The sequence below is a fragment of the Streptomyces sp. NPDC005811 genome (assembly GCF_040630405.1).
Lineage (GTDB): Bacteria > Actinomycetota > Actinomycetes > Streptomycetales > Streptomycetaceae > Streptomyces.
This window is the reverse complement of sequence record NZ_JBEXXK010000020.1, coordinates 12,755-39,277: the sequence shown is the minus strand read 5'-3', so window position 1 is coordinate 39,277 and position 26,523 is coordinate 12,755. Positions and strand designations below refer to the sequence as shown.

The 26,523-nt window shown below is 70.1% G+C and carries 21 protein-coding genes and 3 pseudogenes; 11 read left to right on the top strand and 13 right to left on the bottom strand.

Annotated elements, in window-relative coordinates; genetic code table 11:
- Nucleotides 1-560: 560 nt before the first annotated feature.
- From ABZ490_RS22290 to ABZ490_RS22265, 6 genes and pseudogenes are all read right to left on the bottom strand, one after another.
- On the bottom strand, nucleotides 561-1,175 hold the full coding sequence (locus ABZ490_RS22290) for a hypothetical protein (RefSeq protein ID WP_358992597.1): 615 nt from the start codon (nucleotides 1,173-1,175) through the stop codon (nucleotides 561-563).
- Nucleotides 1,172-2,482, bottom strand: coding sequence for a hypothetical protein (locus ABZ490_RS22285; protein WP_358992595.1), 1,311 nt, complete (start codon nucleotides 2,480-2,482; stop codon nucleotides 1,172-1,174). The genes ABZ490_RS22290 and ABZ490_RS22285 overlap by 4 nt, the downstream gene beginning before the upstream one ends.
- Entirely contained in the window at nucleotides 2,479-3,069 is a 591-nt protein-coding gene (locus tag ABZ490_RS22280) for an ATP-binding cassette domain-containing protein (RefSeq protein ID WP_358992593.1), read from the bottom strand. Before ABZ490_RS22280 ends, ABZ490_RS22285 begins: the two co-directional genes overlap by 4 nt.
- A gap of 33 nt (nucleotides 3,070-3,102) precedes the next feature.
- A complete protein-coding gene (locus ABZ490_RS22275) occupies nucleotides 3,103-3,294 on the bottom strand; it encodes a hypothetical protein (RefSeq protein ID WP_358992591.1) in 192 nt (63 codons plus the stop codon).
- Between the two features lie 1,250 nt (nucleotides 3,295-4,544).
- Nucleotides 4,545-5,273 (bottom strand): annotated as a pseudogene (locus ABZ490_RS22270) (IS5 family transposase); the annotation flags it as partial.
- A 102-nt stretch (nucleotides 5,274-5,375) separates the two neighbouring features.
- On the bottom strand, nucleotides 5,376-6,710 hold the full coding sequence (locus ABZ490_RS22265) for an alpha/beta fold hydrolase (RefSeq protein WP_358992589.1): 1,335 nt from the start codon (nucleotides 6,708-6,710) through the stop codon (nucleotides 5,376-5,378).
- A gap of 68 nt (nucleotides 6,711-6,778) precedes the next feature.
- On the opposite strand from ABZ490_RS22265, the gene ABZ490_RS22260 reads away from it, so the two are divergent.
- Complete coding sequence (locus ABZ490_RS22260; protein WP_358992587.1) at nucleotides 6,779-7,441, top strand: TetR-like C-terminal domain-containing protein; 663 nt, start codon at nucleotides 6,779-6,781, stop codon at nucleotides 7,439-7,441.
- Between the two features lie 745 nt (nucleotides 7,442-8,186).
- Here the strand turns inward: ABZ490_RS22260 and ABZ490_RS22255 are convergent.
- On the bottom strand, nucleotides 8,187-9,347 hold the full coding sequence (locus tag ABZ490_RS22255) for an NAD-dependent formate dehydrogenase (protein WP_358992585.1): 1,161 nt from the start codon (nucleotides 9,345-9,347) through the stop codon (nucleotides 8,187-8,189).
- 105 nt (nucleotides 9,348-9,452) lie between these two features.
- The gene (locus tag ABZ490_RS22250; RefSeq protein ID WP_358992583.1) at nucleotides 9,453-10,385 is read right to left on the bottom strand and encodes a LysR family transcriptional regulator; all 933 of its coding nucleotides are present in this window, start codon (nucleotides 10,383-10,385) and stop codon (nucleotides 9,453-9,455) included.
- Nucleotides 10,386-10,426: 41 nt separating this feature from the next.
- Here ABZ490_RS22250 and ABZ490_RS22245 point away from each other — a divergent pair.
- Nucleotides 10,427-10,525, top strand: a pseudogene (locus ABZ490_RS22245) (helix-turn-helix domain-containing protein); the annotation flags it as partial.
- A gap of 617 nt (nucleotides 10,526-11,142) precedes the next feature.
- Here ABZ490_RS22245 and ABZ490_RS22240 read toward each other — a convergent pair.
- Nucleotides 11,143-12,093 carry a LysR family transcriptional regulator gene (locus ABZ490_RS22240; RefSeq protein WP_358992581.1) on the bottom strand — a complete coding sequence of 317 codons (951 nt, stop codon included), beginning with the start codon at nucleotides 12,091-12,093 and terminating at the stop codon, nucleotides 11,143-11,145.
- 84 nt (nucleotides 12,094-12,177) lie between these two features.
- Between ABZ490_RS22240 and ABZ490_RS22235 the strand changes: the two genes are divergently transcribed.
- Nucleotides 12,178-15,504 carry a S8 family serine peptidase gene (locus ABZ490_RS22235; protein WP_358992579.1) on the top strand — a complete coding sequence of 1,109 codons (3,327 nt, stop codon included), beginning with the start codon at nucleotides 12,178-12,180 and terminating at the stop codon, nucleotides 15,502-15,504.
- A 223-nt stretch (nucleotides 15,505-15,727) separates the two neighbouring features.
- On the opposite strand, the gene ABZ490_RS22230 is transcribed toward ABZ490_RS22235, so the two are convergent.
- Together ABZ490_RS22230 and ABZ490_RS22225 are read right to left on the bottom strand one after the other, a co-directional pair.
- The gene (locus ABZ490_RS22230) at nucleotides 15,728-15,910 is read right to left on the bottom strand and encodes a hypothetical protein (RefSeq protein ID WP_358992577.1); all 183 of its coding nucleotides are present in this window, start codon (nucleotides 15,908-15,910) and stop codon (nucleotides 15,728-15,730) included.
- A 91-nt stretch (nucleotides 15,911-16,001) separates the two neighbouring features.
- Entirely contained in the window at nucleotides 16,002-16,817 is an 816-nt protein-coding gene (locus ABZ490_RS22225) for a hypothetical protein (protein WP_358992576.1), read from the bottom strand.
- Nucleotides 16,818-17,176: 359 nt separating this feature from the next.
- Here ABZ490_RS22225 and ABZ490_RS22220 point away from each other — a divergent pair, with 359 nt between their 5' ends.
- The 8 genes and pseudogenes from ABZ490_RS22220 (at nucleotide 17,177) to ABZ490_RS22185 (ending at nucleotide 24,880) form a co-directional block, all read left to right on the top strand.
- Complete coding sequence (locus ABZ490_RS22220; protein ID WP_358992573.1) at nucleotides 17,177-17,821, top strand: hypothetical protein; 645 nt, start codon at nucleotides 17,177-17,179, stop codon at nucleotides 17,819-17,821.
- A 225-nt stretch (nucleotides 17,822-18,046) separates the two neighbouring features.
- Nucleotides 18,047-18,403, top strand: a pseudogene (locus tag ABZ490_RS22215) (hypothetical protein).
- A 185-nt stretch (nucleotides 18,404-18,588) separates the two neighbouring features.
- Nucleotides 18,589-19,653, top strand: a complete 1,065-nt coding sequence (locus tag ABZ490_RS22210) for a hypothetical protein (protein ID WP_358992571.1) — start codon at nucleotides 18,589-18,591, stop codon at nucleotides 19,651-19,653.
- Between the two features lie 15 nt (nucleotides 19,654-19,668).
- Nucleotides 19,669-20,844 carry a toxic anion resistance protein gene (locus ABZ490_RS22205; RefSeq protein WP_358992569.1) on the top strand — a complete coding sequence of 392 codons (1,176 nt, stop codon included), beginning with the start codon at nucleotides 19,669-19,671 and terminating at the stop codon, nucleotides 20,842-20,844.
- Nucleotides 20,841-22,424: a VWA domain-containing protein gene (locus ABZ490_RS22200; RefSeq protein ID WP_358992567.1), complete on the top strand. Its 1,584-nt coding sequence runs from the start codon at nucleotides 20,841-20,843 to the stop codon at nucleotides 22,422-22,424. The genes ABZ490_RS22205 and ABZ490_RS22200 overlap by 4 nt, the downstream gene beginning before the upstream one ends.
- Complete coding sequence (locus tag ABZ490_RS22195; protein WP_358992565.1) at nucleotides 22,411-23,013, top strand: hypothetical protein; 603 nt, start codon at nucleotides 22,411-22,413, stop codon at nucleotides 23,011-23,013. The genes ABZ490_RS22200 and ABZ490_RS22195 overlap by 14 nt, the downstream gene beginning before the upstream one ends.
- Before the next feature lie 246 nt (nucleotides 23,014-23,259).
- Nucleotides 23,260-24,555: an ISL3 family transposase gene (locus ABZ490_RS22190; protein ID WP_358992563.1), complete on the top strand. Its 1,296-nt coding sequence runs from the start codon at nucleotides 23,260-23,262 to the stop codon at nucleotides 24,553-24,555.
- Entirely contained in the window at nucleotides 24,515-24,880 is a 366-nt protein-coding gene (locus tag ABZ490_RS22185; RefSeq protein ID WP_358992561.1) for a transposase, read from the top strand. Before ABZ490_RS22190 ends, ABZ490_RS22185 begins: the two co-directional genes overlap by 41 nt.
- Before the next feature lie 9 nt (nucleotides 24,881-24,889).
- Here the strand turns inward: ABZ490_RS22185 and ABZ490_RS22180 are convergent, their stop codons facing one another.
- Nucleotides 24,890-25,408: a DUF2716 domain-containing protein gene (locus ABZ490_RS22180; protein ID WP_358992560.1), complete on the bottom strand. Its 519-nt coding sequence runs from the start codon at nucleotides 25,406-25,408 to the stop codon at nucleotides 24,890-24,892.
- 82 nt (nucleotides 25,409-25,490) lie between these two features.
- The gene (locus ABZ490_RS22175; RefSeq protein WP_358992558.1) at nucleotides 25,491-26,504 is read right to left on the bottom strand and encodes a LysR family transcriptional regulator; all 1,014 of its coding nucleotides are present in this window, start codon (nucleotides 26,502-26,504) and stop codon (nucleotides 25,491-25,493) included.
- Between the last annotated feature and the right edge of the window lie 19 nt (nucleotides 26,505-26,523).

Here is a 26,523-nt window from a genome sequence, read left to right as displayed (position 1 = left end):
CCGGCACGATCGGTAGCCCGTACGGATCAAACTCGGGTGGTTACGGGCGTCCGCCTTCGGTACCGAGCACACCGCACTGCTGGCGGACCTGCTGTGCACGCGGGATCAGCAGGTCCGCCAGTCACAGAGCGCAGCATCTCAAAACAGCTTCTCAACTTGTGCCCTATGGTCCGAGGTCGAAATAGGCCTCGAAATAGGCCGCTCACCTGGGCGTTCGCCGGACGCTGGGGCAGCCTTCTTTTCATCATGTGCTCCGGCCAAGGTGCACCGATCGAGACGAAGGCCGTGAAGGTGACTCTGCTACCTGACGCCGGCCCCGGGGAAGCGTTCGCGCAAGCGTCACGTTTCCGGGAGAACCTATTCGACTGCCTGACCGCGCGTGGGGACGAGCTGTTCGAGCTCGTGGACGCGCGCACCTGGAGCCCGGGGCGGCTGAACAGCGCGAGCACCACCCGAGGCTCAGGCCGGCTGAACAAGATCCCCAACGAACCGCTCAACACGGATGGTTCGGCATCCCACTCGGCTATCTGCTCAGCCGTCACACCCAGCATCATGCCCGGTCAACGACACCACACAGGCTCCGTCACAAGATCTCCTGCTGTAGTACGTGGGCCTCGGCTGACGTAGGCGGCGGTTCCGGCTGCGGTGAGTACCGCTGCGACCACGGCCGCGGGTCGGCTGTCGGAGGCCTGTGTCTGCCAGGTCAGCGCCTCCCCCGCGGTGCCCATGCCCGGGAACGCCACCGCGCCGAGCGTCCACGCGAGAGGCAGGAACCATGACCGAGCGGTGCCGACCATGGCCGTCCCCAGGGCGGTCAGGCCCAGCAGGCCGGCCGCGTCGCGGACGACACATCCGAACGGCCCGAACCGCGTGCCGGTGAGCAGAGTGGCCAGCAGCAGCATGAGTATGCATCCCAGGACCGTGGCCAGGTGGGACATCCGCAGCCATCCCCACGGCCTCGCCGCCGTGCGGTCCAGAGTGTCGTCGGGGCCTCCGAGCGTGGTGGTGGCGACGGCCACCAGGACCAGGACCGTCAAGGCGAGCACGGTGCTGCTCACCTCGCCTTCACCACTGAAAGCCGTCGCCAGCAGCCACGCGACGGCAGTGCCCGCGACGGCCGCGCCGAGCGCCGCCGGCATCTGGCGCGAGCGGACGTAGAGCATCAGCCCTGTCATCGGGCACCTCGGCTCAGGAGGTCGGTGGTGTCCTGGCACTTCTGGGCGGCTTGATAGACGGCGACAACCCGGGCCTCGGCCTCGGCTCGCGGCAGTGCCTGCAATTCCTTCCAGAGCTTGACGGCATCGGGGGCATCGAATTCGAGGCCATCGGGACCTGCGGTCGGCTCCCGGTCGAGCAGCCAGTAGGCCGCAGCGGTGGCAACCGAGAAGTTCCGGTTGTCTCCGCAGCTGAGAGGGCCGGTGAACACTCTCGTGAGCATGTTCGGTTCGAGCCGCCCCGGGTGGGCGAGGTGACCGTGCTTGTCGACCGTGATCCCCATCAGCGCGGTGTCGGCCCTCGACCTCGGTGACGTAGGGGGAGAGAACGTGGAGGTGTCCTCATGCGCCTCGACGACTGATGTTTTCGTCAGGAGTTCCAATGCCTGCCGGGCCTTGGGGGTCACCTCGGGCAGCAGCCCTTCGTGCGCCCGGCTGACGCAGACCCGCGGGGTGTCGTCGGTGCACACCAGTTCCTGGGCGACCGGGTCGAGCGTCCCTCGGTCGTAGGCATCACCGGTCGGCACCACCAGGGCCGTGCCCGTGGCCCCGATGACCAGCGGCACCAGCGCGGCGAACGCGAACTTGCGGTTTTGGACGGCGAAGAGCACGACGCCGGCCACCGCGACCGCGGCCATCCAGAGCGCCTGGGCGGCGCTGACTCCGCCGTCGACGGTGTCGTAGTCGCTGAACACGCTCATCCCCATGGCCGGGGAGAACGCCGCCGTGAATCCGCGGTCCGGAAGGGCGTGGGGCGCGAGTATCAGTAGCGCGAAGCCGATCACGGCCAGCGCAGGCGCGGTGGCGAGCTCCGGCACCAGGCGTCCGACGGCCAACCCGAGCCAGACCGAGGCGATCATCGCGACCAGCCCGACGGCCACGACGACAAACGCGGCCGGCGGCAGGTAGCGCGCCGTGTCGGCAATCCGTGGTGCCGCCGCGAGGAGCGTGACCAGGTAGGCGACGAGCACCGCCAGGGCCATCGTGGCCAGGATCGGCAGCATGCGCTGCGCTCTCGGGCGGGGCACGGCGGCGAGCAGTTCGGCGACGTCCGCCCGGTGCTCGCGATAGGACTGCCAGGCGCCGGCGGCCATCGCAAGGGGCGAGAGGACCGCGAGGTATTCGCGCTGCGTCATGGCCAGCGCCATCCACCCTGTGGACCATCGTCCCGCGGTGGCCTGGAGGACGATCGTGCCGGCGATGGTGATCAGGAGCGCGGCGCCGAGGGCGGCTGAGCGCCGGATCTCGATGCCGACGATGCGGTTCATGAGTTGCTCCGATGCTGGCGCAGGGGTGCGGAGTAGCCACGCTTCGCCGGGCTGTAGTCGGGGGTGCCCCGGAAGACGCGTGGGCCTTCGTTCATGAGGATGACGTCGGTGCGGGCAGCGACGTCATCCTCGACGAGGTGGGTGGAGACCGGCGCACAGCTGTCGGCGCCGAGGTCACGCAGCAGGTCGCGGAAGTCGAGACGTTGTTCGCGGTCGTTCACGATCGCCTGGGCGATGCCGGCCCGGCGCAGCATGCCACCGGACAGCGTCTTCATCTTGGCGTCGGCCCTGGTGGTGAGACCCACCCGATCGATCGCGCGTTGCACGGCGTCGGGTATCGCGGTTCTGGGCATTTCCCTGAGCCAGGCCATGTACGCGACGAACTCGCGGACGGTGAACCGCGGGTGAAAGCCGAACTGCTGCGGCAGACACCCCCGTTTGCGACGCACCTCGCGCAGGTCGGCAGTCGGTGTCAAGTCGAGTCCGTCGACGGCCAGGTGCCGGCCGCCCGGGACACGCGGTCCTCTTGCGTGGACGAGCCGGGGATGAAGGCTTGGAGCCGTTTCGGCGGCACACACCGCTCGCATGGGTTCTCTCCTGTTGATCCTGTTGATGGGGGGTCAGTTGCCACTGGTCAGGCGACGGAAGTGCACGGCGGCGAGCGGTGTGATCGCGGCAAGGGCCACGGCCGCCACCACCCAATCGGCAGTGCTGCCCCGTTGCAGTGCCGGGGACAGGGACTGGGCCGCCGCACTCGACACCACACGCCAGACCGCCAGGTAGGTCTCCTGGAGCACGTCGGCGCCGACCACGGCGAAGTACTCCGATACAACTCGTCGAACGCCGCCTGGTCACCACCAGCGGCGTGACGCACGAGTTCTGCCTCGTCGAGGTCTGTCATGCCTTTCACGATCAGGAAGACGAAGCGACCGTCCCTTCAGGTTCTCGGACGCTTCAGCGGCTGCCGAAAGCAACAGCGCTTTACGCCGGGCGCGAGCTCGCCCAAATCGCCGACCGGCCCGAATCGCACCGTGGGCAACTGCCCTGCATCGCCTCGCGTACGGGGCCCCGCGCTCGCTGTCGGCGTCGTTATCCGGCGCCAAGTCGACCCTCACTGTGCAGGGGTTCGCCGAATCGTCGGCCTCGACGTCAGCAAGACGAGGTCGGTCCCGCGCCCATCGCGCATGTACGTGCCTCCTCCAGCGGGACTGGCGCTGCGGGCCAAGACGCGGTGCGCTGTCCGCAGTCCGAGCCGAGCAGCACCATGACCCGCACCCTGCTGAACATCGGCGGCACCGTCTGTACCCGTCACGACGGCGACAGCGAAGAGGCGTGCCGCCGTACGGTCGCCGCCTTGACCGCGCTGCCCGCGGACTACCGCACCGGCCTGATCCGCCGCCGCGCCCTGGACCTGTACCAGGCGATCCCCGCCCAGCACCACCACGAGCGCGCTGTACAGGAACTCCGGGACGCTCTCGCGGCCCGGCGCGGAACCCTGGGGCGGCGGCCCACTCCCCCTCTCTACAGGGCAGCCGACGGCCCACAGCTCACCAGGGGTTCGGGCAACCGCGCCGTGGGACGGACCTGTCCCGCTGCAGCTGTTGGTCAGAGGGGAACCCCGCGGGGCCGCACATGCAACCCCGCAGGCGGCCGTCCGCCGGACAAGAACCCTGCCCTCACCCTCGGGGGCGGCCCTGACGTGAGGCAGGACGAGAGAAGAAGCCTGGCTCGACGTCCTGGACCTCAGCGATGCCGGAGGGGTGGTAGAGCTGCTCCAGCAGACGGCCCACCCGATCCGCCTCCCCACGGGCCTGCGCAAGGACATCTCCGCGCTCCGCAACGAGCCGGACGTAGATGGGATTCAGAGCCGCGGACATGCCGTCTGTCGTCATGCCGGCACCCTACGGCGCACCACTGACAGCGCCGTCTTGCCTGACCGCCCCGGACCGGGATGCCCAAACCGACCACAACGCACCGCGTGAGCCCAGACGGTCTGCGCAGATACCCGGCACGCAAAACGCGATAACTGTCCCTGACAAAGCTGTCGGACGTGGCGGTGGGTGATCACGCAGATTCCGAGTCCAAGGAACGCTTCGTGGATGTCGTCGCGTCGTTCCCAGCGGATGCGCAAGCGGCGGAATCCGTGGGGGCAGGCGATCGTGAGCTCGACGACATAACGCAAGATGCCCAGGCCAGTGCCGTGCGGTTCACCTCGCTTCGCGATCACGGGACGCATCCCGCGCTGCCAGAGCAGGCGGCGGTACTTGTCGTGGTCGTAGCCGCGGCCCGCCAGCAGCGCGTCAGAGCGTCGGCGCGGTCTGCCGGCCCGACCGGCGACGGCCGGGATCTTTCGAGCAAGGGCAGAGGCTGGGTCACGTCGTTGCGGTTGCCTTCAGCGAGACCGCGAGCGGGATGCCCTGCCCGTCGACGATGAGGTGGTGCTTGCTGCCCAGCCGTGCGCGGTCGACCGGTCTGGGTCCACCTTTGGGCCCCGCCGGGCAGCCCTGACGTGAGAGGAGTCGATCACCGCCCGGGACCAGTCCAGTTCGTCCCTCGACCGCAGCTTCTCCGGCAGCAGCATGTGCTGCTGGTCCCAGACGCCGGCCTCGTTCCAGGCGGCCAGACGCCACCAGCAGGTCATCCCCGAACCGAAGCCCAGCGCCTGGGGCAAGTACGCCCACTGGATGCCGGTGTGCCGCACGAACCGGATCCCGCACAGCGCCTGCCGGTCCGGCACCCGCGGCCGCCCCTCGACCAGCTTCGGTGCCGGCTCGGGCAGCAACGGCTCGATGAGCGACCACGTTGTAAGAGACCGCGCTTGGCTGTACCTGCCGCAGGGCCGGAGCGGCTTCGAGGTTTCGCCCGCCGTTGCCGGTTACGGGCTGAACCGTCTTCACTTTTGGTCGCGCAGGAAGGCAGGGATCTCGTCGCGGGTCGGGTAGTCCGGCAGGGGTGCCGGCTTGTCCTGGAGGAACGCGGTGATGACGGCGACGGCCCGGTCGTTGTTGTCGTCGAGGCCGTTCCACATGTGGTGTCCGACTCCGGGCATGTACTGCGTGCGCTGGATGGCGGGGTCATTGGCAAGGACGGTGGTCTCCCATTGACGGACCTGGGAGGAGCACTCGGCGATCATCAGCATCGCGGGGGTCCGGGAGCGCCTCAGTTGGGGGGCGATGGAGGGCGAGTCCTTGACCGTCCGCTGGATGCGGAGGCTGGCGGCGGGGCTGAAGGAGAAGTTCTGTGCGGTGTCCTCGGCGGGGATGCGGTGAGCGTCGCGCGCGCAGTAGGCGGATGCGGTGTCGGTGCCGAGGTCTGCAGCGGTGAAGGCGTTGTCGCCCTCGGCCTGTCCGATCAGTCCGGTGTCGGGGGTGAGGAGTCCGAGTCGCATGAGGCCGAACGCCACGGCGTACCGGGGGACGTGCGTCGATCGCGGTCCGGTCAGGACCGGCGCGAGCCCCCGTGCGGATGCGCGGCCCTTGTGCCCGGCGATGTGTGCGGTGGGGCCGTCCATGGGGCCGGGCTCAGCGATGATCGCCCGGTGCAGGCGTGCGGCAACGCGCGGGTCGGCCAGGGCTCGGGTGAGCACGGCCCCGCCTGAGGAGAATCCGAGGATGTCGACCTCGCCCTTGTTCAGACGGTCGACGAAGGCGGCGAGGTCGCGGACCGACCTGGTGATCGTGTACTGGCTCATGGGGAGCAGGTCGCTTCGTCCGCCACCGGCCTGTTCGTAGGCGTAGATGTCGTAGCCCTGGCGTGCCAGGAGTCGCAGGAACCGGTGGTCGAGCAGTGAGATGCCGCGGACCGGTCCGCCGTTGAGGTACACGAGCGGGATCGGGTGCCGGGCGCCGGGGTTCGCGGGCGGGTAGTGGTAGACCGCTACCCGGCTGCCTGTGGCCAGACTCCAGTGCTGCGTGGCCACGAACGGTAGAGCGGGCGGGTACTGCCGGGCCGTCGGCACGGTCGGGATGCAGACCGTCGCTGTCAGGGCCGCGGCGACGACCACCGGCAGGAACGGCACGAGTCGCGCCGGCCAGGTGCGGCGCCGGCCCCGCCACAGCGCGAGGACAGTCCCGGCCCCGAGGGTCGTCAGCCACGCGGCGAGCCCCGAACCTGCCCCGTCCGTGAGGGAGATCAGTGCGAGGAAGAAGACGACCAGCGTCGCGACGGCGGCCAGGGCCACCAGTAAGCGCCCGGTGAAGCGGACCGGGCGTATGGCGGACTTGGGCACGGCGGACCTCCGACAGTTTTAAAACGCTGTTTCAAAACGACGTTATCAGAGGGGGTAGGCTGCTGGCCGTGGGTAGGCCGAGAACAAACGACGAGGTCGTCAAAGAACGGCTCGTGGAGTGCGCGACGGAGATGCTCGCCACCCGTCCGCGAGAGTCGGTCACGGTCCGCGCCGTGGCCGCCGCTGCCGAGGCGTCGACGACGGCGGTGTACTCCTTGTTCGGCGGCAAGGACGGGCTGATCGGTGCCGTGCGCGACAAAGCCGTCGCCGGCCTGTTCCAGGACCTGTCGGCGGTGCAGACCTCCGCGGCGGACCCGCTCGCCGACCTCTACGCACTGGCCGTCGCCTACCGTCGTTGGGGGCGCGGACACAGCCACCTGTACACGGTCCTGTTCGGTGGTGTGCAGCCCTTCGCCCCGTCAGGAGAGGTCGGTGCCAGTGACCCGATCCGTCCGCTCCTCGCGGCGATCGATCGCGCCTTGACGGCGTCCGTCCTCGCCGGCGACGCAACCTCGATCGCCCTGTCGATGTGGGCAACCATGCACGGGCTCGTGACCCTCGAACTGGCCGGAGCCCTCGACGCCACCACGGCCGAGGCCGCATTCCGCTCGACGATTCACGCCACGCTGCGCGGATGGACGACCCCCGAGGTGTTCCGCAGCGTTCGCCAGGCCGAACTCGCTCGGCGACAGGATCAGGACCGATATCCGCACTCTGCCGATCTTGGCTGAAGCATGGGTGCGTGGTCGGTGAGGACCGGCATGCCAACGGCAACCAGGGGCTTGCAGCGATGGGCCAGACGGGGCTTCCTGGTGATCGGATTGATGGTGCCCATAGTCAAGCCGGACACCGTTCGCGCAGCATTCGGGACCTTGACCGCCGCCCCCAAGCCACAGCGCGAAGTCCCGACCTTCGGCGGAGGGCGCGCCTGGTTCCACGGAACATCGACCACCTGGCCGGGATAGCCGCAACTCGCTCAGGTATTGGCGCCTCGCGCCGTTACCTGTCGGCGGTCGATCACCTCGCCGTCTCGGACGACCAGCAGCTCATCGGCGAGATTCACCGGCGCGCAGATGTGACGGGGGACGACGGCAACCACCGAACCAAGGCCGGTCGGAACCGGGGACCTTGCTACCGGCATCCAGAAGAAAGCAGCCCGGAACGGGCACGATGATGACCGTCACCACGACGGCCAGCGCCAGATCCCCCATCCCACAGGTGCCGATGGCCGGCTGCGCACGTGGCCCAGGACCACAGCGATCCCCGTACTGAAGCACAGCACCATGGCCTCGCCGGATGGAGGTCCTTGTCGAGGCGCGCCGGCTGGCGTCGAAAGTGACGTGCGAGAGCCTGCAGGAGTTGGTCAAGGTCGGGGGAGGCCACAGCCCGGGTGAAGCCGACGAACGTGCACGTCGACCGGACCTGAGAACAGCCCGGGGGTGGCCCCTGCCGGTCAAGCCAGGGCTGTAGAGCCCGTCACTTCGTGACCGAGTACGAGTGCGCGCCGGTCCCGGCCAGGGCTCCCCCGTCGATGATCAGGTACTCGTCGCGGATCGGACGGCCCGCGAACCAGGACTCCAGAATCTCCCGGGTGCCGGCCGCGTACCGCGCCTGAGCGGAGAGGGAGGAGCCCGAGATGTGCGGGGTCATGCCGTGGTGGGGCATGGTGCGCCAGGGGTGGTCGGCAAGGGCGGGCTGCGGATACCAGACATCGCCCGCGTACCCGGCGAGCTGGCCGCTGCGCAGGGCGCGGTCGATGGCGTCCCGGTCGGCGATCTTCGCCCGGGCGGTGTTGATGAGGTAGGTGCCGCGCTTCATCGTCGCGAGCAGCTCGTCGCCGAACAGACCCTCGGTCTCCGGGTGGAGGGGCGCGTTGATGGTGACGACGTCGCAGTGCGGGACCATGTCGGCCGCGCTCTCGTGCCAGACAAGGCCCAGCTCCCGCTCGACGTCCTCTGCCAGCCGGTGCCGGTCGGTGTAGTGCAGCTTCACGTCGAAGGGCGCGAGGCGCCGCAGCACGGCGAGGCCGATGCGGCCGGCGGCCACCGTGCCGACGTGCATGCCTTCGAGGTCGTACGAGCGGGCCACGCAGTCCGCGATGTTCCAGCCGCCGTCGAGCACCACCTGATGCGAGGGCAGGTAGTTGCGGACCAGGGAGAGCGTCATCATCACCACGTGTTCGGCGACGCTGATGCTGTTGCAGTACGTGACCTCGGCGACCGTCACTCCGTGGGCGATGGCCGCGTCCAGGTCGACGTGGTCGGAGCCGATGCCCGCCGTGACCGCGAGCTTCAGGTTCTTCGCGGCGGCGATGCGCTCCGGCGTGAGGTACGCCGGCCAGAACGGCTGCGAGATGACGATGTCCGCGTCGGCCAGCTCGCGGTCGAAGACGGACCCGTCGCCGTCCTTGTCGGAGGTGACGACGAGGGTGTGGCCGGCCTTCTCCAGGTAGGTGCGCAGGCCGAGTTCGCCGGAGACGCTGCCGAGGAGGTGGCCCGGGGTGAAGTCGACGGCCTCGGGGGTCGGGGTGGCCTGGCCGCCGGGGTAGTGGTCGATGGCGGGGAGGTCGTCGCGGGCGTACTCGGTGGGGTATCCGTCGGTGGGGTCGTCGTACAGGACGCAGAGCACCTTGGCCATGTCGCGGCTCCTCAACTGGCGTTGCGGGAAGGTGCCGTTCACGATCCTCGGGGTCGTTCGCCCTGGTCAAAGCGTTCTTCGCTATGGGCGGATAGACCGCCTCTATCAGCCGCGTCCGCCCAGGTAGGAGTGGAGCAGTTCGTCCAGGGCGTCGCGTACCCCTGCCTCGCGGGCCACCGTCACCAGGGCGTCGGCGAGGACCGAGGTGGGCTCGGTGCGGGCGATGACCAGTCCGACTCGGGGGCCGTGTGCGGGTCCCTCGAGCGGGACCACGCGCATCCCGTCGGGGACGCCGAACAGGTGGAGCCACGCGTGCGAGATGACGCAGGACCAGCGTCCGCCGGGGAGGTGGGCGTAGAGTCCGGCGACGCTGTCCGACTCGATCGCCGGGGCGGCCGTGGCGCCGTCGGCGGCGAAGCACTCGTCGATGATGCGCCGGTTGCGCATCCGGGAGTTGAGCAGGCACAGGGGCAGCGTGGCGGCCTGGGACCAGCTCGCCGTGCCGCAGTCGCCGAGCGGGCCGTCGACGGGAGTGAGCAGGACGTACCGCTCCTCGTACAGCGGGAAGCGGCGCACCTGGCGCAGGGTGTCGTCGTCCAGGTAGGTCATCGCCGCGTCCAGCTCGAACTCGGCGAGGCCGTGTCTGATCTCTTCCGACGACAGTGACTCCAGCGTCACGCCGGCGCATGGATGGCGTTCGCAGAACGGGGTCGTCAGCAGGGAGGCGACGGGCAGCGCGGTCGGTACGACGCCGAGGCGCACCGTGCCGGTCAGGCCGCCTCTCAGGGTGGACAGCTCCTGTTGCAGGGAGTCGCGTTCGGCGAGAATGCGGTGCGCCCACGCCAGGACCACCTCGCCCTCGGGGGTCAGTCCCTCGTACTTCCTGCCCCGTCGCACGATCGACACGTCCAGCTCGTGTTCCAGGCGCCGTATCGCGGCGGACAGTGAGGGCTGCGAGACGTAGCAGGCCGCTGCCGCGCGGGCGAAGTGGCGTTCGCGGGCGAGCGCGACGAGGTACTCCAGCTGGCGCAGCAGCATGCGCGGCCTCCGAGGGGCGAGGGCACGGATAGGGTTCGAGGGTGCCGATGTCCAGCATGGGCCAGGCCGCGCGCCTGCTGAGGGTGAGTCCGGAGACCGTGCGCCGCTGGGCCGATGCCGGGCGGCTGGCGATGACCCGGGACGGTCGGTCAGGGTCCTCCGGCGGCGCACGGCCTCGGGGCACCGCATTTCAGCCCTCTGACTGATGAGCAGGCCGAGGCGTACGGGAAGTTCACGGAGGAGCCGACCCGCCCCGAACTGGAGCGGTTCTTCTTCCTGGACGGCCTCGAGCGGGATCTGATCGCGCGGCGCCGCTCGGTACAGCTTCACCGCCTCCGTCCCGGCCGGCGGCGGCCCGGGAACGCCGCGTGCCCCGGACGCCGCAGAGCTCGACGAGGACGGCACCGGAGACTGACCGCGGTCAGGGGTTTCTCGGGCTTCTTCGGCGGCGGGAGTGACCATGGCGTCCGGGCCGGTACGGGCGGCGTTCGTCACCGGCCTCGCCGCCCTGGTCCTGCCGCGGCGGCCGGACGGGACTCCGGCCACCGAGGACGGCGACGGACGAGGCCGTGCGGATCACCCGGACAGCCGGCCCTGTTCAGAGGCCGACGCGGTGCTGCTCATCCCCACCGCCGCCGCAGGCTCCCGCACGGACAGCGCCTCGCCCCGGTCCTCTGTGGCGCGCCTCCCATCCCCCGCCCCCCGTCGGAGTGCCGCGCGGTACACAGCCCCAACTCGGGTTTCGCCGCGAAGAAGCTCACGACGGACCGCGCCGGTCGCGCCAAGCGCGGTAGGCGGGTACGGCGTCGGCCTGGGTCCGGTACGCGGCGAGGAGGGCGTCGCGGATGCGTGGGGCGCGCTGGGCCACCGGTTCGGTGTCGGACCAGAGGAGGCGTTCGCGGACCCACATCGGGTCTCCGGCGAGCGGGCGGACCACGGCGTTCTCGCGTTCCACCGTGATCGCGCGGCAGAGCGAGACCCCGTACCCCTGGCTGATCAGTGAGAAGACCACGCTGGCGTGGGTCTGCTGGATCCGCCTGGGTGCGAACCCTGCCCGGCGGCAGGCGTCGCGGAACATCGCCCGCATCCGTATGTCCTTGCCGTCCCCGGGCAGCCACTGCTCGCCCGCCAGCGCGGCCAGCGGGATCTCGGTCCGGTCCGCCAGCGGGTGGTCCTTGGCCAGCAGGACGAACACGGGCTCGACCACCAGCACGGCCTCGGTCAGCCCGTCCGGCGCGGGCAGCTCGTAGCCGGGGTAGTCGGCGCTCAGCCCGATCTCCAGTCGCGATTCGGCCAGCAGTTCGAGCAGCGCCTCGTCCGAGTCGCTGAGGTGCAGGGACACCTCGGCGTCCGGCAGCAGCTGTCTGCTGACCGTCACCAGCGCCGCGGCCATCGGACCGGCGGTGGCACCGAGGCGGAGCGTGGTCAGGCCGGTCTCGTCGGCGTCCCGGCGTCGTACGTCACGCATCAGGTCGTCATGGAGGCCGGTGATCAGTTGCGCGTGGGACAGCACGATCGCGCCGAGCGCGGTCGGTGTCGCCCCGCTTCCGTCGCGGGTGAAGAGCGGACCGCCGAGCAGGCGCTCGATCCGTTGCAGCTGCCCGGTGACGGCCGGCTGGCTGTGGCCGAGCAGCACCGAGGCGCGGCTGATGCTTCCCGTCTCGGCGATCGCCGAGACGACGCGGAGGTGGCGGATCTCCAGATCCATAACGCGATGCTATGGCCAACTCGGAGTACCTGCACGGCTGTTCGGATCACAGACTTTCGCTGACGCATCTGCGAGGGGAGATTCATGTCCAGACTTCGGCGCCTGACCGGTCCGGCGCTCACCGTCACCCTGCTGGCCGGAGGCCTGACCGGCAGCCTGACCTCCACCGCGACAGCGGGCCCCGCGCCCGGCCCTGGCCCGGCCGACTGGACCGTCGGCGGGTCACCGGCCGTGCCGACCTCTGGGTTACCCGCCACGTCGTCGAAGGGCAGCTGGGTCACCCTGCTGACCGGCGACCGGGTCTACGTCGACGGCGACCGCGTCTCGCTCGACCCGGCGCCCGGCCGCGAGCGGATCGGGTTCAGCCAGAGCACGCGCGACGGCCACCAGTACGTCATCCCCAACGACGCCCTCCGCCTGGTCTCCAGCAAGCAGGTCGACCTGCGGCTGTTCGACGTCACCGGGCTGGTGCGGGACAGGTACGACGACGCGCACGCCGCCGAGCTTCCCACGATCGTCTCGTACGGCTCGGCGAAGGCCGCGCCGAAGATCCGGTCCGCCCGGATCACCCGCGCGCTGCCCGCTCTGCGCGCGGCGGCCGTCGAGGTCCGCAAGGCTGAAGCGGGCGCCTTCTGGAAGGAGATCAAGGCGGCCGACGGCGTCCGGCACGTCTGGCTCGACGGCAGACGCGAGGTCCAACTCGACCAGAGCGTCCCGCAGATCGGCGCCCCCACCGCCTGGGCTGCCGGGTACGACGGAAACGGCGTGAAGGTGGCCGTCCTGGACACCGGGATCGACGACACCCACCCGGACGTCGCCGACCGGATCCTTGAGGAGCGGAACTTCAGCGACGCGGCCGACACCACCGACGAGGTCGGACACGGCACGCACGTCGCCTCCACCATCGTCGGCAGCGGAGCCGCGTCGGACGGGAAGTACAAGGGTGTCGCGCCCAGGGCGAAGCTGCTGATCGGGAAGGTCTGCTCCACCCGGACCTGCGCCGAGTCCGCCATCCTGGCCGGCATGGAGTGGGCCGCGCCGAAGGCCGACGTGATCAACATGAGCCTCGGCGGCACCGACTTCCCGGGGGTCGACGTCCTCGAAGAGGCCGTGAACCGACTGACCGCCCAGACGGGCGCCCTGTTCGTCGTCGCCGCGGGCAACAACGGCCAGGACGGCGCCGTCTCCTCCCCGGCCACGGCCGACGCGGCCCTCGCGGTCGGTGCGGTCGACAAGCAGGACAACCTGGCCGACTTCTCCAACCGCGGCCCGCGCGTCGACGGCGCGATCAAACCGGACGTCACCGCACCGGGCGTCGGCATCGTCGCGGCGCTCTCCAAGAACTCGGACTATCCGCAGTACTCCCCCGGCTACACCCAGCTCAGCGGAACCTCGATGGCCACCCCGCACGTGGCCGGCGCGGCGGCCCTGCTCAAACAGCAGCACCCCACCTGGTCGGGCTCCGACCTTAAGGCCGCGCTGATGTCGGCCGCACAGCCCAATCCGGCGCTCACCGTGTTCCAGCAGGGCGCCGGGCGTGTCGACGTCGCCCGTGCCGTACGGCAGAGCATCGTGCCCGGCGTGTCGAGCCTGGCCCTGGGCACCCAGGCCTGGCCTGCCGACGACGACACCCCCGTCACCAGAACCGTCACCTACCGCAACGACGGCTCCACGCCGGTCACCCTCGACCTGTCGACCACCGCCGTGGCCCCGGACGGGACGGCCGGTCCGGCCGGCCTGTTCACGGTCAGCCCGGCACGGCTGCTCGTCCCGGCCGGGTCGACGGCGGACGCCGTACTGACCGCGGACACCTCCGTGCAGTCGGCGACCGGCACCTTCACCGGGGTCCTCCAGGCGTCCGGCGCGGACGGCGTCTCGGTCCGGACACCCCTGACCATCACCAAGGGCCACGAGACCCGCACGCTCACCTTCAGGCTCACCGACCGCACCGGCGCACCGGCGAGCGACTACGCGCTCTGGGCCGTCGGACTGGACCTCGACGTCATCCAGTTCCCGTACGACGCCTCGGGAACCGTGTCCGTGAAGGTCCGGCCGGGCCGCTACCACATCCAGGCGCAGGTGGTCAGCCCGGACGGCAGCTCGACCCTGCTGGTCCAGCCGTCGTTCACCGTCGGCCACGACGACGACGGCGTCCTCGCCCTGGACGCTCGCGCGGGCACCCCGGTGTCGGTCACCGTGCCCAGGTCCTCCGCGCGGACCAAGCTGGCCGCGGTCGGACTGACCCGCAGGCTGCCTCGCGGCTACTCGGTCGACACCAGGATCATCGGCTCCGACTTCGCCAAGCTGTACACGGCCGACCTCGGCGACGAGGTGACCGCGGACGAGGGCACGATGGTCTCCGACGTCACCAGCCGCTGGGCCGAGCCGACTTCGGACGGCACGTTCTTCGACTCGCCGTACGAGTACGACATCGTCGGCTTCGTCCGCGGCCGGTTCCTCACCGACTACCGGCACACCGTCCGGCGGAGCGAACTGGCCACCGTGACCACCCGCAACCACAGCGTGTGGCCGACCGGGCAGACGGGCTACATGCACAACTGGGGCTTCCCCGCCGAGGGCGGCAGCGCCATCTCGGCGGCGATCCAGTACCACGTGCCCGGCGTGCGGACCATCTACTACAGCGCGAGCGGCGTGACCTGGAACAACCGTTGGGACATCATCGGCGCGAGCCAAACCCAGTTCTGGTACGACGACACGACCTGGCGGCCCGGCAAGCGCTACACGGTCGACTGGCAACGCGGCCCGGCGGGACCGAAGTTCAACGCCCGCACCTATGTCGCCCGGGTCGGCAACACCGTCCTCCTCAACGTCCCACCGTTCGGCGACGACTCCGGCCACACCGGCTACTCGCTGCTGGACAGGGGCCGGGTCGGCTTCTACCGGGACGGCGTGAAACTGGCGGAGATCCCGAAGTACTTCTACGACGCCAGCGGGCCGGTCCCTGCTGCCGAGTCGTCGTACCGTCTGGAGTATGACGTCGACCGCGCCACCGGTTTCGACGCGTCGACGCGGATCAGCGGTTCGTGGACCTTCAAGTCCGGCGAGGTCGGCACCGACCAGTGGACCTATCTGCCACTGTCGTCGTTCTCGTTCACCCCGACGGTCGACCTGGCCAACAGCGCGCCCGGCGGCAGGCCGTACCTGGTGCCGGTCAGCCTCGAGCCCCAGCCGGGTTCGACACCGTCCGCCACCCGCCGGATCAGCGTGGACGTCTCCTACGACGAGGGCGCCACCTGGCATCGGGCCACCCTCCACCGAACCGGAACCAGCACCTGGCTGGCGGCGCTGCACCACCCCGCCAAGGGTTCGGTCTCCTTCCGGGCCAGCGCGGTCCGGGCCGACGGGGGCACGGTCGACTACACCGTGATCCGCGCGTACAGCCTGCGCTGAGACCGTGTGTGCCATGGGCGCCCCCCCCAGCGGGCGCCCATGGCATCTGTACGGCCGGGCGGTGGAGCAGTTGCTCGCGACCGCCGCCAGGAACTCCTGATGGACTCCTGAGCTGCGGGCTGAGCAGAAGTCATGGAGGCGCACCGGCACATGGGTCCAGGCCCCGGCGCGTCGGCGATCCGCCGGCAGTGGCTGGACCGCGCATCAAGCCGTTCCGCGGCGGTCAGATCCGCTGGATCAGGAGCACCACGATCCAGCCGAGCATGAGCAGGTCGAAGATGGCTGCGAGTCCGCAGCCGACATTCAGGCAGCCGTCTCCACGAGTCGTCAGATCTCCGTCCACATGATCCTCATTCTCCCGGATCTGTGCCACAAGGTATGGCCGACCCGTCGATTCGGCGGTCAAGGGTCGAGGGTCGAGGGTCGAGCCAAGCCGGTCACCTCCCGCCGGGGATTCGCAGACCCGGGCGGGCACGCGTGGACCGGCCGGGCGGGCGTCAGGCCGCCTTGGGGAAGTCCTTGCGCTTGATCTTGGCACGGCGGCCGTCGGGGTGGTGGAACACGATCCCCTCCGCCAGGCTGCCCGGCGCGTAGCGGCTCTCCAGCTCGGCGAGGAACTCCCGCAGGCCCTCGTAGCTGCGCGGCGCCGCCTCGTAGACCGGCACCTCCAGGTTGAACGGGACACAGAGCCAGCCGTCCAGCTTCAGCGGGTTGCCCTGGATGCGCGGACCGAGAGCCTCACAGGCGTGCTCGCCATCCGGCCAGGTGGTCACGTCGGTGCTGCGGGCCGCGGCCAGGATCCACTTGTCCTCGGGGCCGTGCTCGTCGGTGTCGACGTACCAGCCGTCGACGATGCCCTGCTGCTTCTGCGCCTTGTCCGGGTTGCGCCGCTTCTCCACCCGAACCAGGTGGCCCCCGCGGATGGTCAGGCGGACATTGGTGCCGTCCAGCTTCTCGGTGGGCGCGCCCTCCCCCGCGAACACCCAGGCGCACTCGGGGCGCGCGCGGTCCACGACGCGAAAGTCGCCGCCCCGCTCGAACATCGTGGGGATCTTCTCCATGACCCGCCTGCCTCTCCTGACCTGTCCGACCAGTTCCTCGTGCGTGATCGCCCCCGCGGCCAGGCCACTCGCCAACGACCGCACCAGGTCCGCGACGGAGACCCCGGCGTCCACCGCGACGTGCTTCAGCGCCTTCTTCTCCTCCGGCGAGACCCAGGCGACCAGCCGCGACCAGCCGTCCGGCGGGATCCAGCGCGCCAGCCGCTCCGGATCCTTCCGCGGCCGGCCCCGGCGTCTGACCTCTTCTTCCATGCCGTGAGCCTAGAAGCCGACTTGATGTTGTGTCAATTGGCATAACGGAAATTGCACTGACCGGGAGTCAGCCCGTCGTCACCGAGCCTCTGGTCCTTGGGAGCGATCATCATGAGGAACCCGGAAATCGCCCCGGCCTGCCCACCACCAGCGGGTCGGCCAGGGTGGGAGAGTCGCTGGTCAACCACCCACAGCAGTTCCCCGCCTTCCGTCGCAGATTGGCGTGTTCACGCAGACGGGGACGGGGTGTCAGCAGCCCATACTGTGGTCTGGACCAGCCGGGCGTGCCGTCCGGCCGGCACAGACAGCGGCGTGCCGGGCCCAGCCCTCGCGCCCACACATTCCGAAGAGACTCCCGCATGAGCGGATTACGGATGACCGGACGCCTCCGATCGCTGGCCCTCGTCCTGGCCGCAGGCGCATTCATGGTCGGCGGCCTGTCCAGTACCGCGGCGTACGCGTCGGAATCCGCCCCGCTGAGCGCCGAACCGCAGCTCGGCATCCAGTTCAACCCCGACGGCACGGGTCAGTGCGAAGGGAGGACCGGGGAGCAGTGGGCCACCTCGCCGAACTGGACGGAGGCCATCCGCTTCGACACCGACAACCGTCCCGGCGGCTGTCAGCTGGCGTTCGGCGTCACCGACCCGGACGGCACCCTCGCGGGCTCCTCCATCAGCTATCAACTCACCCGGAGCGCCGGCGGCGTAGGCCAGTGCGGGGACAACCTGGGTGTCAACCCGGTGCCGATGCTGCCGATCCCGGTGTTCGGGACACCGGTCAGGATCGACACCGACAGCCAGCCGGGCTGGTGCAACCTCACTTTCGCCGTGACGGGCAGGATCGTCCTCGACGTTCAGCTCTATGCCGACGGTGAGGCAGGCCAGTGCTCGGACGCCTCGCCCGTGACCCACTCGGCCTTCGTCGGCTCTCCGGTCACAGTGAAGATCGACACCGACGGACGCTCCGGCGGCTGCCAGTTCCTGCTGCGCCTGCGGCACTTCTGACACCCCGTGCCCCCGGTTGAGTGCCACCTCTGCGGTGCGGCACCCCTCCGGGACTCAAGTGCCGGGCCGCATACCCGTCGCGGTCCGGCACCTGTGCCGGCCTCATTACGCCCTGGGCGGCAGCGCTCTGGCCCGGGCCCGCCGCCGCGGAGACGGCCCAGGCAGCCTCAGGGAGGCAGGCGGAAGAGCAGCGTTTATCAGGCAGGTCGGGGGGCACTGCCCACGATGGCCGGCGCGCCCTTGGACTTCCCCCAACCGTTCTCGCGAGGAGGAGCTGGACCTCCAGCTCGCAGGTCGTCTCGCGGCGCTGCCCGCCACCGCGCCCTCCGCCGACCTGGACACCGCGGCCGCCCGGCTCGCGCAGCAGGTCTCGCGCGGGGAGGACGGACGCCGGTCCGCCCGGCCGCCGCCGCCGAGCCGCGCCTCACCGTGTTGCACGAGCGGGCGATCGCCCTGGCGGGCCGCGTCCTCCTGGTCGCCGCGTCCCGCGCGGACACCACGGCGGCGATCCTGGCGGCCCGGCGCACGGCAGCGCACACGGCCCCCCTGACGGGACCGAAGGAACTGAGCACGGCCGGCTGAACCCCCCGAACGGACCCGGTCCGCGTGCACCCGCAGCGACGCGCGGACCGGCCGCCAGGCACCGCGGCGGCTTCCCGCCCCTCAGGGGGAGTTACGCAGGGGCGTTGCAGGGCCGGGGCTGGTGTGTCGCCGTCCGTTCACCAGGAACACCCGGGAATGTGGGGTTCCGGGAGCAGGCTCCACCTGTGAGACGAATCATGGGAATCGTCCTCGCGGTACTGCTGATGGCGGGTGTGGTGGTCGCCGTCGTCGCGGGTCGCAGCGATGAGGACAAGGGCACGGCAACGAAGACCGTGCGGACGGTGATCGGGTCGGAGAAGGCGGAGTTCTTCGCGGATCCGGACGTGGTGAAGGCCCTCGCCGCCAAGGGCTACACCGTCAAGGCCGAGACCTCCGGGTCCTGGGCCATGGAAGGGTTGAACCTCAAGGGCTACGACCTCGCGTTCCCCAGCAGCCAGGCGCCCGCCGTCGAGCTCGCGGCCAAGTACAAGGTGCAGGGGACCCTCCCCCGCCCCTTCTACTCGCCCCTCGTCGTCGTGGCGCACAAGAGCGCCGCCGGAGTGCTCGCGGCCAACGGCCTGGCCACCCTGGACGCCGCGCACCGCGGCACCCTGAAGATGGCCGCCTATCTGGACGCGGCCCGCGCCGACCGGACCTGGCAGCAGCTCAAGGGCGCCGGGAGGTACGGGGAGCTGACCGGCACCCTCTACCTCTCCAGCACCGACCCGGAGACCTCCAACTCCGGCGCGCTCTATCTCGCCGCCGCCTCCTACGTCGCCAACGGCGGCAAGGTCGTCGCGAGCACCGCCGAGGTCGACAGGACCGCGCCGCTGCTGCACAAGCTGGTCAGCGTCCAGGGCGCCCAGCAGTCCAGCACGGACGCGGCTTTCCGGGACTTCGTCAGCGGCGCCGGCAACCCGCTCGTCCTGGTCTACGAGTCGCAGGTCGCCTCCCTCCTCGCGGACGGGCAGCAGCCCGACGACCTGGTGGTCCTCTACCCGGACACCACCGTCAACAGCGACCACACCGCCGTGCCGCTCACCGAGAACGGCTCCGGACTCGCCCAGCTCCTGTCCACCGACCCGGGGTTGCGCAAGTTGGAGATCAGGCACGGGTTCCGCCCGCAGGGCGTCGCCGCCGAGTTCGCCTCGGCCGGCACCTACCTCAAGCAGCAACTGACCGGCGTCCGCCAGGCGCCCGTGCCCACCTCCGCGGTGCTGCACGAGCTGGCGCGACGGGCGCGCGGATAAGGGGGACAGCAGCAAATGAGCAGCACCGACAACGACTTCACCCTCACCCCGCCCGAGCCCGTCGCCGCCGTTCCGCGCGAGCGGGCCGGCGGACTCGTCCCCGTGGACGACGGCGTCCGCACCGACATGGCGGCCAAGGCAGCCACCTACGTCGACGGACTCGCCGCCCTCGACGCCCGCTCGCCCGAGTTCGTCGGCAAGGTCGGCGAGATCACCGCGCTCGGCGCGGGCGAGATGCGCACGGCCGCCGCACAGTCCAACCGCATGCTGGAGCGGACCGTCCGCAGCCTGCCCGACAAGGGCGGCGACGCCCAGTCGAAGGTGGCCGGCTCGCTGGTCGAACTCCGGCGCGTGGTCGAGGACCTGGACCCGCGGGACCTGTCGGCGAGCAAGGGCCGCAGGTTCCTCTCCAAGCTCCCCGGCGGCAACAAGCTCCGCGACCACGTCGCCAAGTACGCCTCCGCACAGGGCACGTTGAACAAGATCGTGGGCTCGCTGCGCGGCGGCCAGGACGAACTGCGGCGCGACAACGCCGCGTTGCAGACCGAGCGGGTCCGGCTCTGGGAGACCATGGGCAAGCTCCAGGAATACATCGTCCTGACCGACGCCCTGGACTCCGCCGTCGAGCAGCAGATCTCCGGCACCGAGCTCACCGACCCCGAGCGGGCCGACAGCCTGCGCGCCGACGTCCTCTTCCCGGTCCGGCAGAAGCACCAGGACCTGCTCACCCAGCTCGCGGTGTGCGCACAGGGCTACCTCGCCATGGACGTCGTCCGCCGCAACAACGACGAGCTGATCAAGGGCGTCGACCGGGCCGCCACGACCACCGTCTCGGCGTTGCGCATCTCGGTCATGCTGGCCTCCGCGCTCGACACCCAGAAGAAGGTCATCGAGCAGGTCAACGCCCTGCGCGGCACCACCGAGGACCTCATCCGGGGCAACGCGGAGATGCTGGCGACGCAGAGCGGGGAGATCCAGCGCATCGCCGCCGACCCGGCCGTCGGCGTCGAGACCCTGCGCTCCGCCTTCCAGCAGATCTACCGCACCCTCGACGCCATCGACACCTACAAGGTGCAGGCGACCGAGGCCATGGCGGTGACCGTCGAGAACCTGACGGCCGAACTCCAGCAGGCCGGCACCTACCTGGACCGCAGCCGCTCCCGCAGCGCGCTGGAAGGCGGCCTCTCATGAGACGACCCCCCAGGCCCCTACGGCCCCTTGGTCCCCTTCGGCCCCTTCGGCCCCTCCTCGCGCTGACCGCCCTCGCCGTCCTGCTCACCGCCTGCTCGGCGGTGGCCGACGGGGACGAGAAGGACCCCGCCGCGCCCCGGCCCGGCACCCTCCGCATCCTCGCCTCCAGCGAGCTGAGCGACATGACCCCCGTGCTGGAACAGGTCCGCAAGGACACCGGCGTCACGATCCGGCCCACCTACATGGGCACCCTCGACGCCGTGAACCTGCTGGCGAAGCCCGGCACGGACGGCAGGTACGACGCCGTGTGGCTGTCCTCCGACGACTATCTGCGGTTGCGCCCCGACGCGGCGAAGAAGATCGTGTCGGAGACGCCGATCATGTCCAGCCCGGTGGCCATCGGCGTGCGGACGGCGACCGTCGGCTCCCTCGGCTGGAAGCCCGAGCACGTCACCTGGTCGCAGATCGAACAGGCGGTCCAGGACGGCGAACTCACCTACGGCATGACCGACCCGGCGCGCTCCAACTCCGGTTTCTCCACGCTCGTCTCGGTCGCCTCGGCGCTCTCCGGAGCCCAGTCCGCGCTCACCGACGCGGATGTCGCGAAGGCGACCCCGAGACTGAAGGAGTTCTTCAAGGGGCAGCAGCTGACCTCGGGTTCGTCCGGCTGGCTGGCGAGCGCGTACGCCCGGCGCGGCGACGTCGACGCGCTCCTCAACTACGAGTCCGTACTCAAGGGCATCCCCGGGCTGACCGTGATCCGCCCCACCGACGGCGTCGTCACCGCCGACTACCCGCTCTCCTCCCTCGCCGCGACCGACGCGACGACCCGCGACAACGTCAAGCGGGTGACCGACGCGCTGCGCACGGAGGCCGTCCAGCGGCTGATCACCGCCAAGACGCACCGCCGGCCGGTCGTCGCCTCGGTGCCGCCCGCGGCCGGACTCGACACCGCCCGTCGGCGCGAACTGCCCTTCCCCGGGACCCGGTCCGTCGCCGACGGGCTCCTCGACGCCTATGAGAACGACCTGCGCCGCCCCTCCCGGACGGCGTACGTCCTCGACACCTCCGGCTCGATGCAGGGCGACCGGCTGCGCCGCCTCAAGACCGCCCTCACCGACCTGACCGGCGACTTCCGGGACCGCGAGGAGGTGACGCTGATGCCGTTCGGATCGGACGTGAAGAGCGTACGGACGCACGTCGTCAGCCCCACCGACCCCGACGCCGGGCTCGCCGCGATCCGCAAGGACACCAAGGAGCTGTCGGCCGACGGGGACACGGCCATCTACACGTCGCTGGAGAAGGCGTACGACCACCTCGGCGCCGACCGGGACGCGTTCACGTCGATCGTACTGATGACGGACGGCGAGAACACGGCGGGCGCGAAGGCCGCCGCCTTCGACGGCTTCTACAAGAGCCTCAGCGCCGATCGGCAGGACATCCCCGTCTTCCCCATCCTCTTCGGCGACTCCGACCGGGCGGAACTGGAACACATCGCCGAACTGACCGGCGGCCGCCTCTTCGACGCCCAGAAGGGCTCGCTGGACGGCGCCTTCGAGGAGATCCGTGGCTACCAGTAGGTTCGTCGGATACCTGGAGTCCCGCAAGAACATCGCCGGCAGCGCGGCGGGACTGGCCGGCCTGGTCCTGACCTTCACGGGCGTCGCGGGCCCGTACTGGCCGGTCGTGGTCGTCGGTCTCTACGGCGCGGGCGCGCTGATCGCCCCGCCGGAGCGGCCCCCGCTGCCCGACTTCCCGGACCCGTCCGCGCAGCTCGACGAAGTGCGCGGCGACTTCGAACGCCTCGGCGCCTACCTCGCGGAGGTCGACCTGCCCCCGGCCGCCGCGGGCCGCCTCGCCGAACTCACCGGCCTGCTGACCGCCCTCCTCGAGCCCGGCTGGGTCGCGGAGATCCTGGCCCAGGACCCGGAGGGCGTCCACACCCTGTCGAGAGCGGTGCGCCACGACGTTCCCGAGGCGGTCGACACCTTCGTACGAACGAGGTGGTGGACACGTTTGGCACCGGGCCAGGACCCCCCGGAGCGCCATCTGGAACGCCAGCTGACCCTGCTCCAGGAGGAGGCGGAGCAACTGGCGGGCGCGCTGCGGGAAACAGAGGCCAGACGCCAGGAAACCCACACGCGTTATCTGGAGGACCGCTCGCAGTAGCCGCCCCGGGAGACCGCGGGGCCGTATCGATCACCGGCGAAGGACCGTCCTACGTGGCCGGGGTTCCCGTCGGGACGGACGGGGAACACCACGACAGACCCACAGCCGCAAGCAGCCGCGGCACCGCCCGAACAGCAGCAGCAGCCCAGACAAGACAAGACCACACCGACCCACTCCGCCCCGACACGCGCAGGCCCGTGCCGATGATGGCGATTCTTGAAAGTGGTTCTGTCCGCGATCACGTGAATGCCGAGGTGCGGTCACCGCTCAGCCGGGAATGTCCTGGTCATGGGGGATGGGTGCTTATCGGTCGAGAGCGTGTTCTTTCCCGGGGCTGCGGGGGTGAGAGTGGAGCGTGTGGAGGTGCTGGCAGACCGCACGTTGCTCCAGGTCTCCAGTACGCATCTGTCGAGATCGTGCCCGGACTGCGGTCTCCCGTCGCGCCGAGTTCACAGCCGCTACGACCGGCGGTTGGACGATCGACCCGTCGCAGGTCAACGGACAGTGGCCCTGCTGACTGTGCGCCGCTTCTTCTGCGATGCCTCAACCTGCGTCCGACGGACGTTCGTTGAGCAGATCGACGGTGTGACCGAGCCTTATCAGCGGGCCAGCACCGGCCTGCGCCGCTGGCTGCACGCCATCGCGGCCGAGCTGGGCGGACGGCCCGGGGCACGGCTGTGCCGGACACTCTCCGTCCCCGCCGGGCGGATGAGACTGCTGCGGCACCTGCGCGCCCCGACAGTCGCGGACCAGGCCCCGCGAGTACTGGGCGTCGACGAGTTCGCCTTCCGCCGGGGCCGTCGCTACGGAACCATCCTGGTCGACGTCGAAACGCACCAGGTCGTCGACGTGCTGCCGGACCGAACCTCCGAGACCCTGGCCGCATGGCTGCGCCGACATGCCGGCGCCCAGGTCGTGTGCCGAGACCGAGCCAGCGCATACACCCGCGCCATCAAGGAAGCCGCCCCTGACGCCACTCAGGTGGCCGACCGGTGGCACCTGCTCCGCAATCTCTCCCTCGCCGTCGAACATGTCTGCCATCAGCACCGAACCTGCCTGCGCAAACACGCCGAACACCAACAGCGCACGCAGACGCGGCAGCCCACCCTCGATCTCCTGCCCGCCACACTGATCGTGGACCGCATCCGACGACGCCACGAGGAAATCAGCCGCATGGTCCAGACCGGCTACCCGATCAGTGAGATCGCCCGTCGTCTCGGCCTGGACCGCAAGACCGTCCGCCGCTACCGCGACACCGACCTCGACGTCCTCCTCGCATCCGCCCGCGACCGGCGCAACGTACCCCTGGACCGATTCAAGCCCTACCTCCAGGCCCAGTTCGCAGCCGGCTGCACCAACGCCACAGAGCTGTACCAGCAGATTCGCGAGCAAGACTTCCGCGGCGGCTACTCGACGCTCTCCCGCTACGTACGGACCCTGCGCGACGGCACGGCCGTCCCAACCCCAAACCCCATCCCGAATCCGCGGACCATCAGCGATCATGCGCCGGCGCGACGCGCTGTCGCCTCGCCAATCCGCTGACCTGGAACAAGCCCGCCTCGCATGCCCGGATATCACCCAGGCATGCAACCTCGCACGCGCCTTCACCGATATGGTTCGACACCGCCGCGGCCACCTGCTCGGCGAATGGATCCGCCAGGCGGAACGGTGTGATCAAGCACCGATCCGGTCCTTCGCCAGCTTTCTCCGACAGGACTTCGATGCCGTCACCGCCGGCCTCACTCTCGTCTACAGCTCCGGAGTCGTCGAAGGCCACGTCTGCAGAGTCAAGCTCCTGAAGAGGAGTATGTACGGCCGGGCGTCCTTCACCCTCCTGCGAGCGCGGATTCTCACGCATCACGGGTAGGAATGGACATCACGTTCCAGGCAACCTGCGACCACCACGGCGTAGCGGTGGTCCCAGGACATCTTCAACCTCGGCGGCCACCATCTCCAGAAACTCCTGGCCGAACAGGCACACCGACGACTCCCAGGGGTGCCCGAAGCTGCCAAGCCGGAAGTCCTCCGAGAGGTAGACGTAGTAGTCGCCGTCGGGGTAGGGGCTCAGCGGCCATGGTTCCTGGCCATGCCCGCCGACGCGATGTGGAGCAAAGGAGAAGGAGATGTGCTGCCAGTCGAGCGCGAACAGCCTGGCCTCCGGCTCGACGCAGGCAGTCAGCCCCTGCTCGACAGCCGCGACAAGGCGGTCCAGACGCACATAGCCCGGGTCTTCGTCCAGCGACGCGAGACTCCATGTGACGGAGTCCGCCGGCTCCTTGATGGCAGGCCACTTGGCTGGGTTCACGCTCGGACGGAACGCGAACTCCGCGTAGAAGCGGTCCCAAACGCTTCGGTACTCCGCTTCCAGCAGCTCGGTTACAGGCTCGCTCTTCACCCGCAGAGACTATCGAGCCGGCCCAGCGTGATCCCTTCGATGCGCATGCATCACGAGATCGCTGACAGAACCTTGAAGGTCCTCAGGCGCGCTCGTCTTCCTCGCTCTGTTGCTCGTTGAGCGAGGGGAGGCTCGCCCGCCAGTCGTGGGGGCGCTGGTGTACTTCTTCCTCGGAACGCGTGTTTCTGCGAGTGGCCTCGTCGACGAGGCGGCGGAGCCAGACGTGAGCGGGATCGTCGGTGGCGGTTCCGTGCCAGATCGCGCTGACGGTGTACTGGGGCATCTTCAGGGGAGGTGCGGTGGCTGTCAGGCCCAAGGTGTCGGCATAGACGGTGGCCGCATGGGTGGGGAGTGTGGCCAGGGCGGGCAGTGTGGCGAGCTGGAGGGCGGCTCCGGCGAAGTGGGTGGTGGAGGCGATCACCCGGCGGTGGAGTCCCTGTGCTTCGAGGAGGTCGTCGACGATGCCGCGCCGGCCCTCGTAGGAGATCAGAAGGTGCGGGTGGGCCAGGTAGTCGTCCCAGGTGATCGGGGTCTGCAGCGGTAGCAGACGGGGGTTGAACACGCAGGTGTAGCCGGAGACGAACAGCTCACGGCTGCGGTGGTCGGCACCGTGCGCGGGGGCCGCGGCCACCCCGAGATCGACCTCACCGCGGTCGATCATGTCGGCGACGGTGTTGCGGCTGGCCTGCCGTACGGCGAGCCGGATGCCCGGCAGCCCCGCGGTGGCGGCCAGCAGGCGAGGCAGCAGCGCCGCTTCCAGATCATCGGACATGCCCAGAGTGAAGGTGCGCTGGGCGGTGGCCGCGTCGAATCGGTCCCGGTCGGTCACCGCGCCGTGGATCAGCCCGAGGGCCGGCTCGATGCGGCGGGCGAGTTCGACGGCGCGCGGTGTGGGCACGATGCCGCTGCGGGTGCGGGTGAACAGCTCGTCACCGAAGAGTCCGCGCAGTCGGCCGAGGGCGGCGCTGGTGGCGCCCTGGCTCAGGTGCAGGGCGGCGGCCGCGCGGGTGACGCTGCGCTCGCGCATCAGGGCGGCGAAGACGACCAGCAGGTTGAGGTCGGCCTTCCTGAATTCGGTTTCATAAATGTTGATCATCGCAAAGATTAGTTTGCCA

Bases quoted from the DNA above. Each gene is read 5' to 3' on its own strand.
- ABZ490_RS22290 (WP_358992597.1), bottom strand. From the start codon at position 1,175: ATGACAGGGCTGATGCTCTACGTCCGCTCGCGCCAGATGCCGGCGGCG.
- ABZ490_RS22285 (WP_358992595.1), bottom strand. From the start codon at position 2,482: ATGAACCGCATCGTCGGCATCGAGATCCGGCGCTCAGCCGCCCTCGGC.
- ABZ490_RS22280 (WP_358992593.1), bottom strand. From the start codon at position 3,069: ATGCGAGCGGTGTGTGCCGCCGAAACGGCTCCAAGCCTTCATCCCCGG.
- ABZ490_RS22255 (WP_358992585.1), bottom strand. From the start codon at position 9,347: ATGGCCAAGGTGCTCTGCGTCCTGTACGACGACCCCACCGACGGATAC.
- ABZ490_RS22250 (WP_358992583.1), bottom strand. From the start codon at position 10,385: ATGCTGCTGCGCCAGCTGGAGTACCTCGTCGCGCTCGCCCGCGAACGC.
- ABZ490_RS22240 (WP_358992581.1), bottom strand. From the start codon at position 12,093: ATGGATCTGGAGATCCGCCACCTCCGCGTCGTCTCGGCGATCGCCGAG.
- ABZ490_RS22235 (WP_358992579.1), top strand. From the start codon at position 12,178: ATGTCCAGACTTCGGCGCCTGACCGGTCCGGCGCTCACCGTCACCCTG.
- ABZ490_RS22225 (WP_358992576.1), bottom strand. From the start codon at position 16,817: ATGGAAGAAGAGGTCAGACGCCGGGGCCGGCCGCGGAAGGATCCGGAG.
- ABZ490_RS22220 (WP_358992573.1), top strand. From the start codon at position 17,177: ATGAGCGGATTACGGATGACCGGACGCCTCCGATCGCTGGCCCTCGTC.
- ABZ490_RS22205 (WP_358992569.1), top strand. From the start codon at position 19,669: ATGAGCAGCACCGACAACGACTTCACCCTCACCCCGCCCGAGCCCGTC.
- ABZ490_RS22200 (WP_358992567.1), top strand. From the start codon at position 20,841: ATGAGACGACCCCCCAGGCCCCTACGGCCCCTTGGTCCCCTTCGGCCC.
- ABZ490_RS22190 (WP_358992563.1), top strand. From the start codon at position 23,260: ATGCCGAGGTGCGGTCACCGCTCAGCCGGGAATGTCCTGGTCATGGGG.
- ABZ490_RS22185 (WP_358992561.1), top strand. From the start codon at position 24,515: ATGCGCCGGCGCGACGCGCTGTCGCCTCGCCAATCCGCTGACCTGGAA.
- ABZ490_RS22175 (WP_358992558.1), bottom strand. From the start codon at position 26,504: ATGATCAACATTTATGAAACCGAATTCAGGAAGGCCGACCTCAACCTG.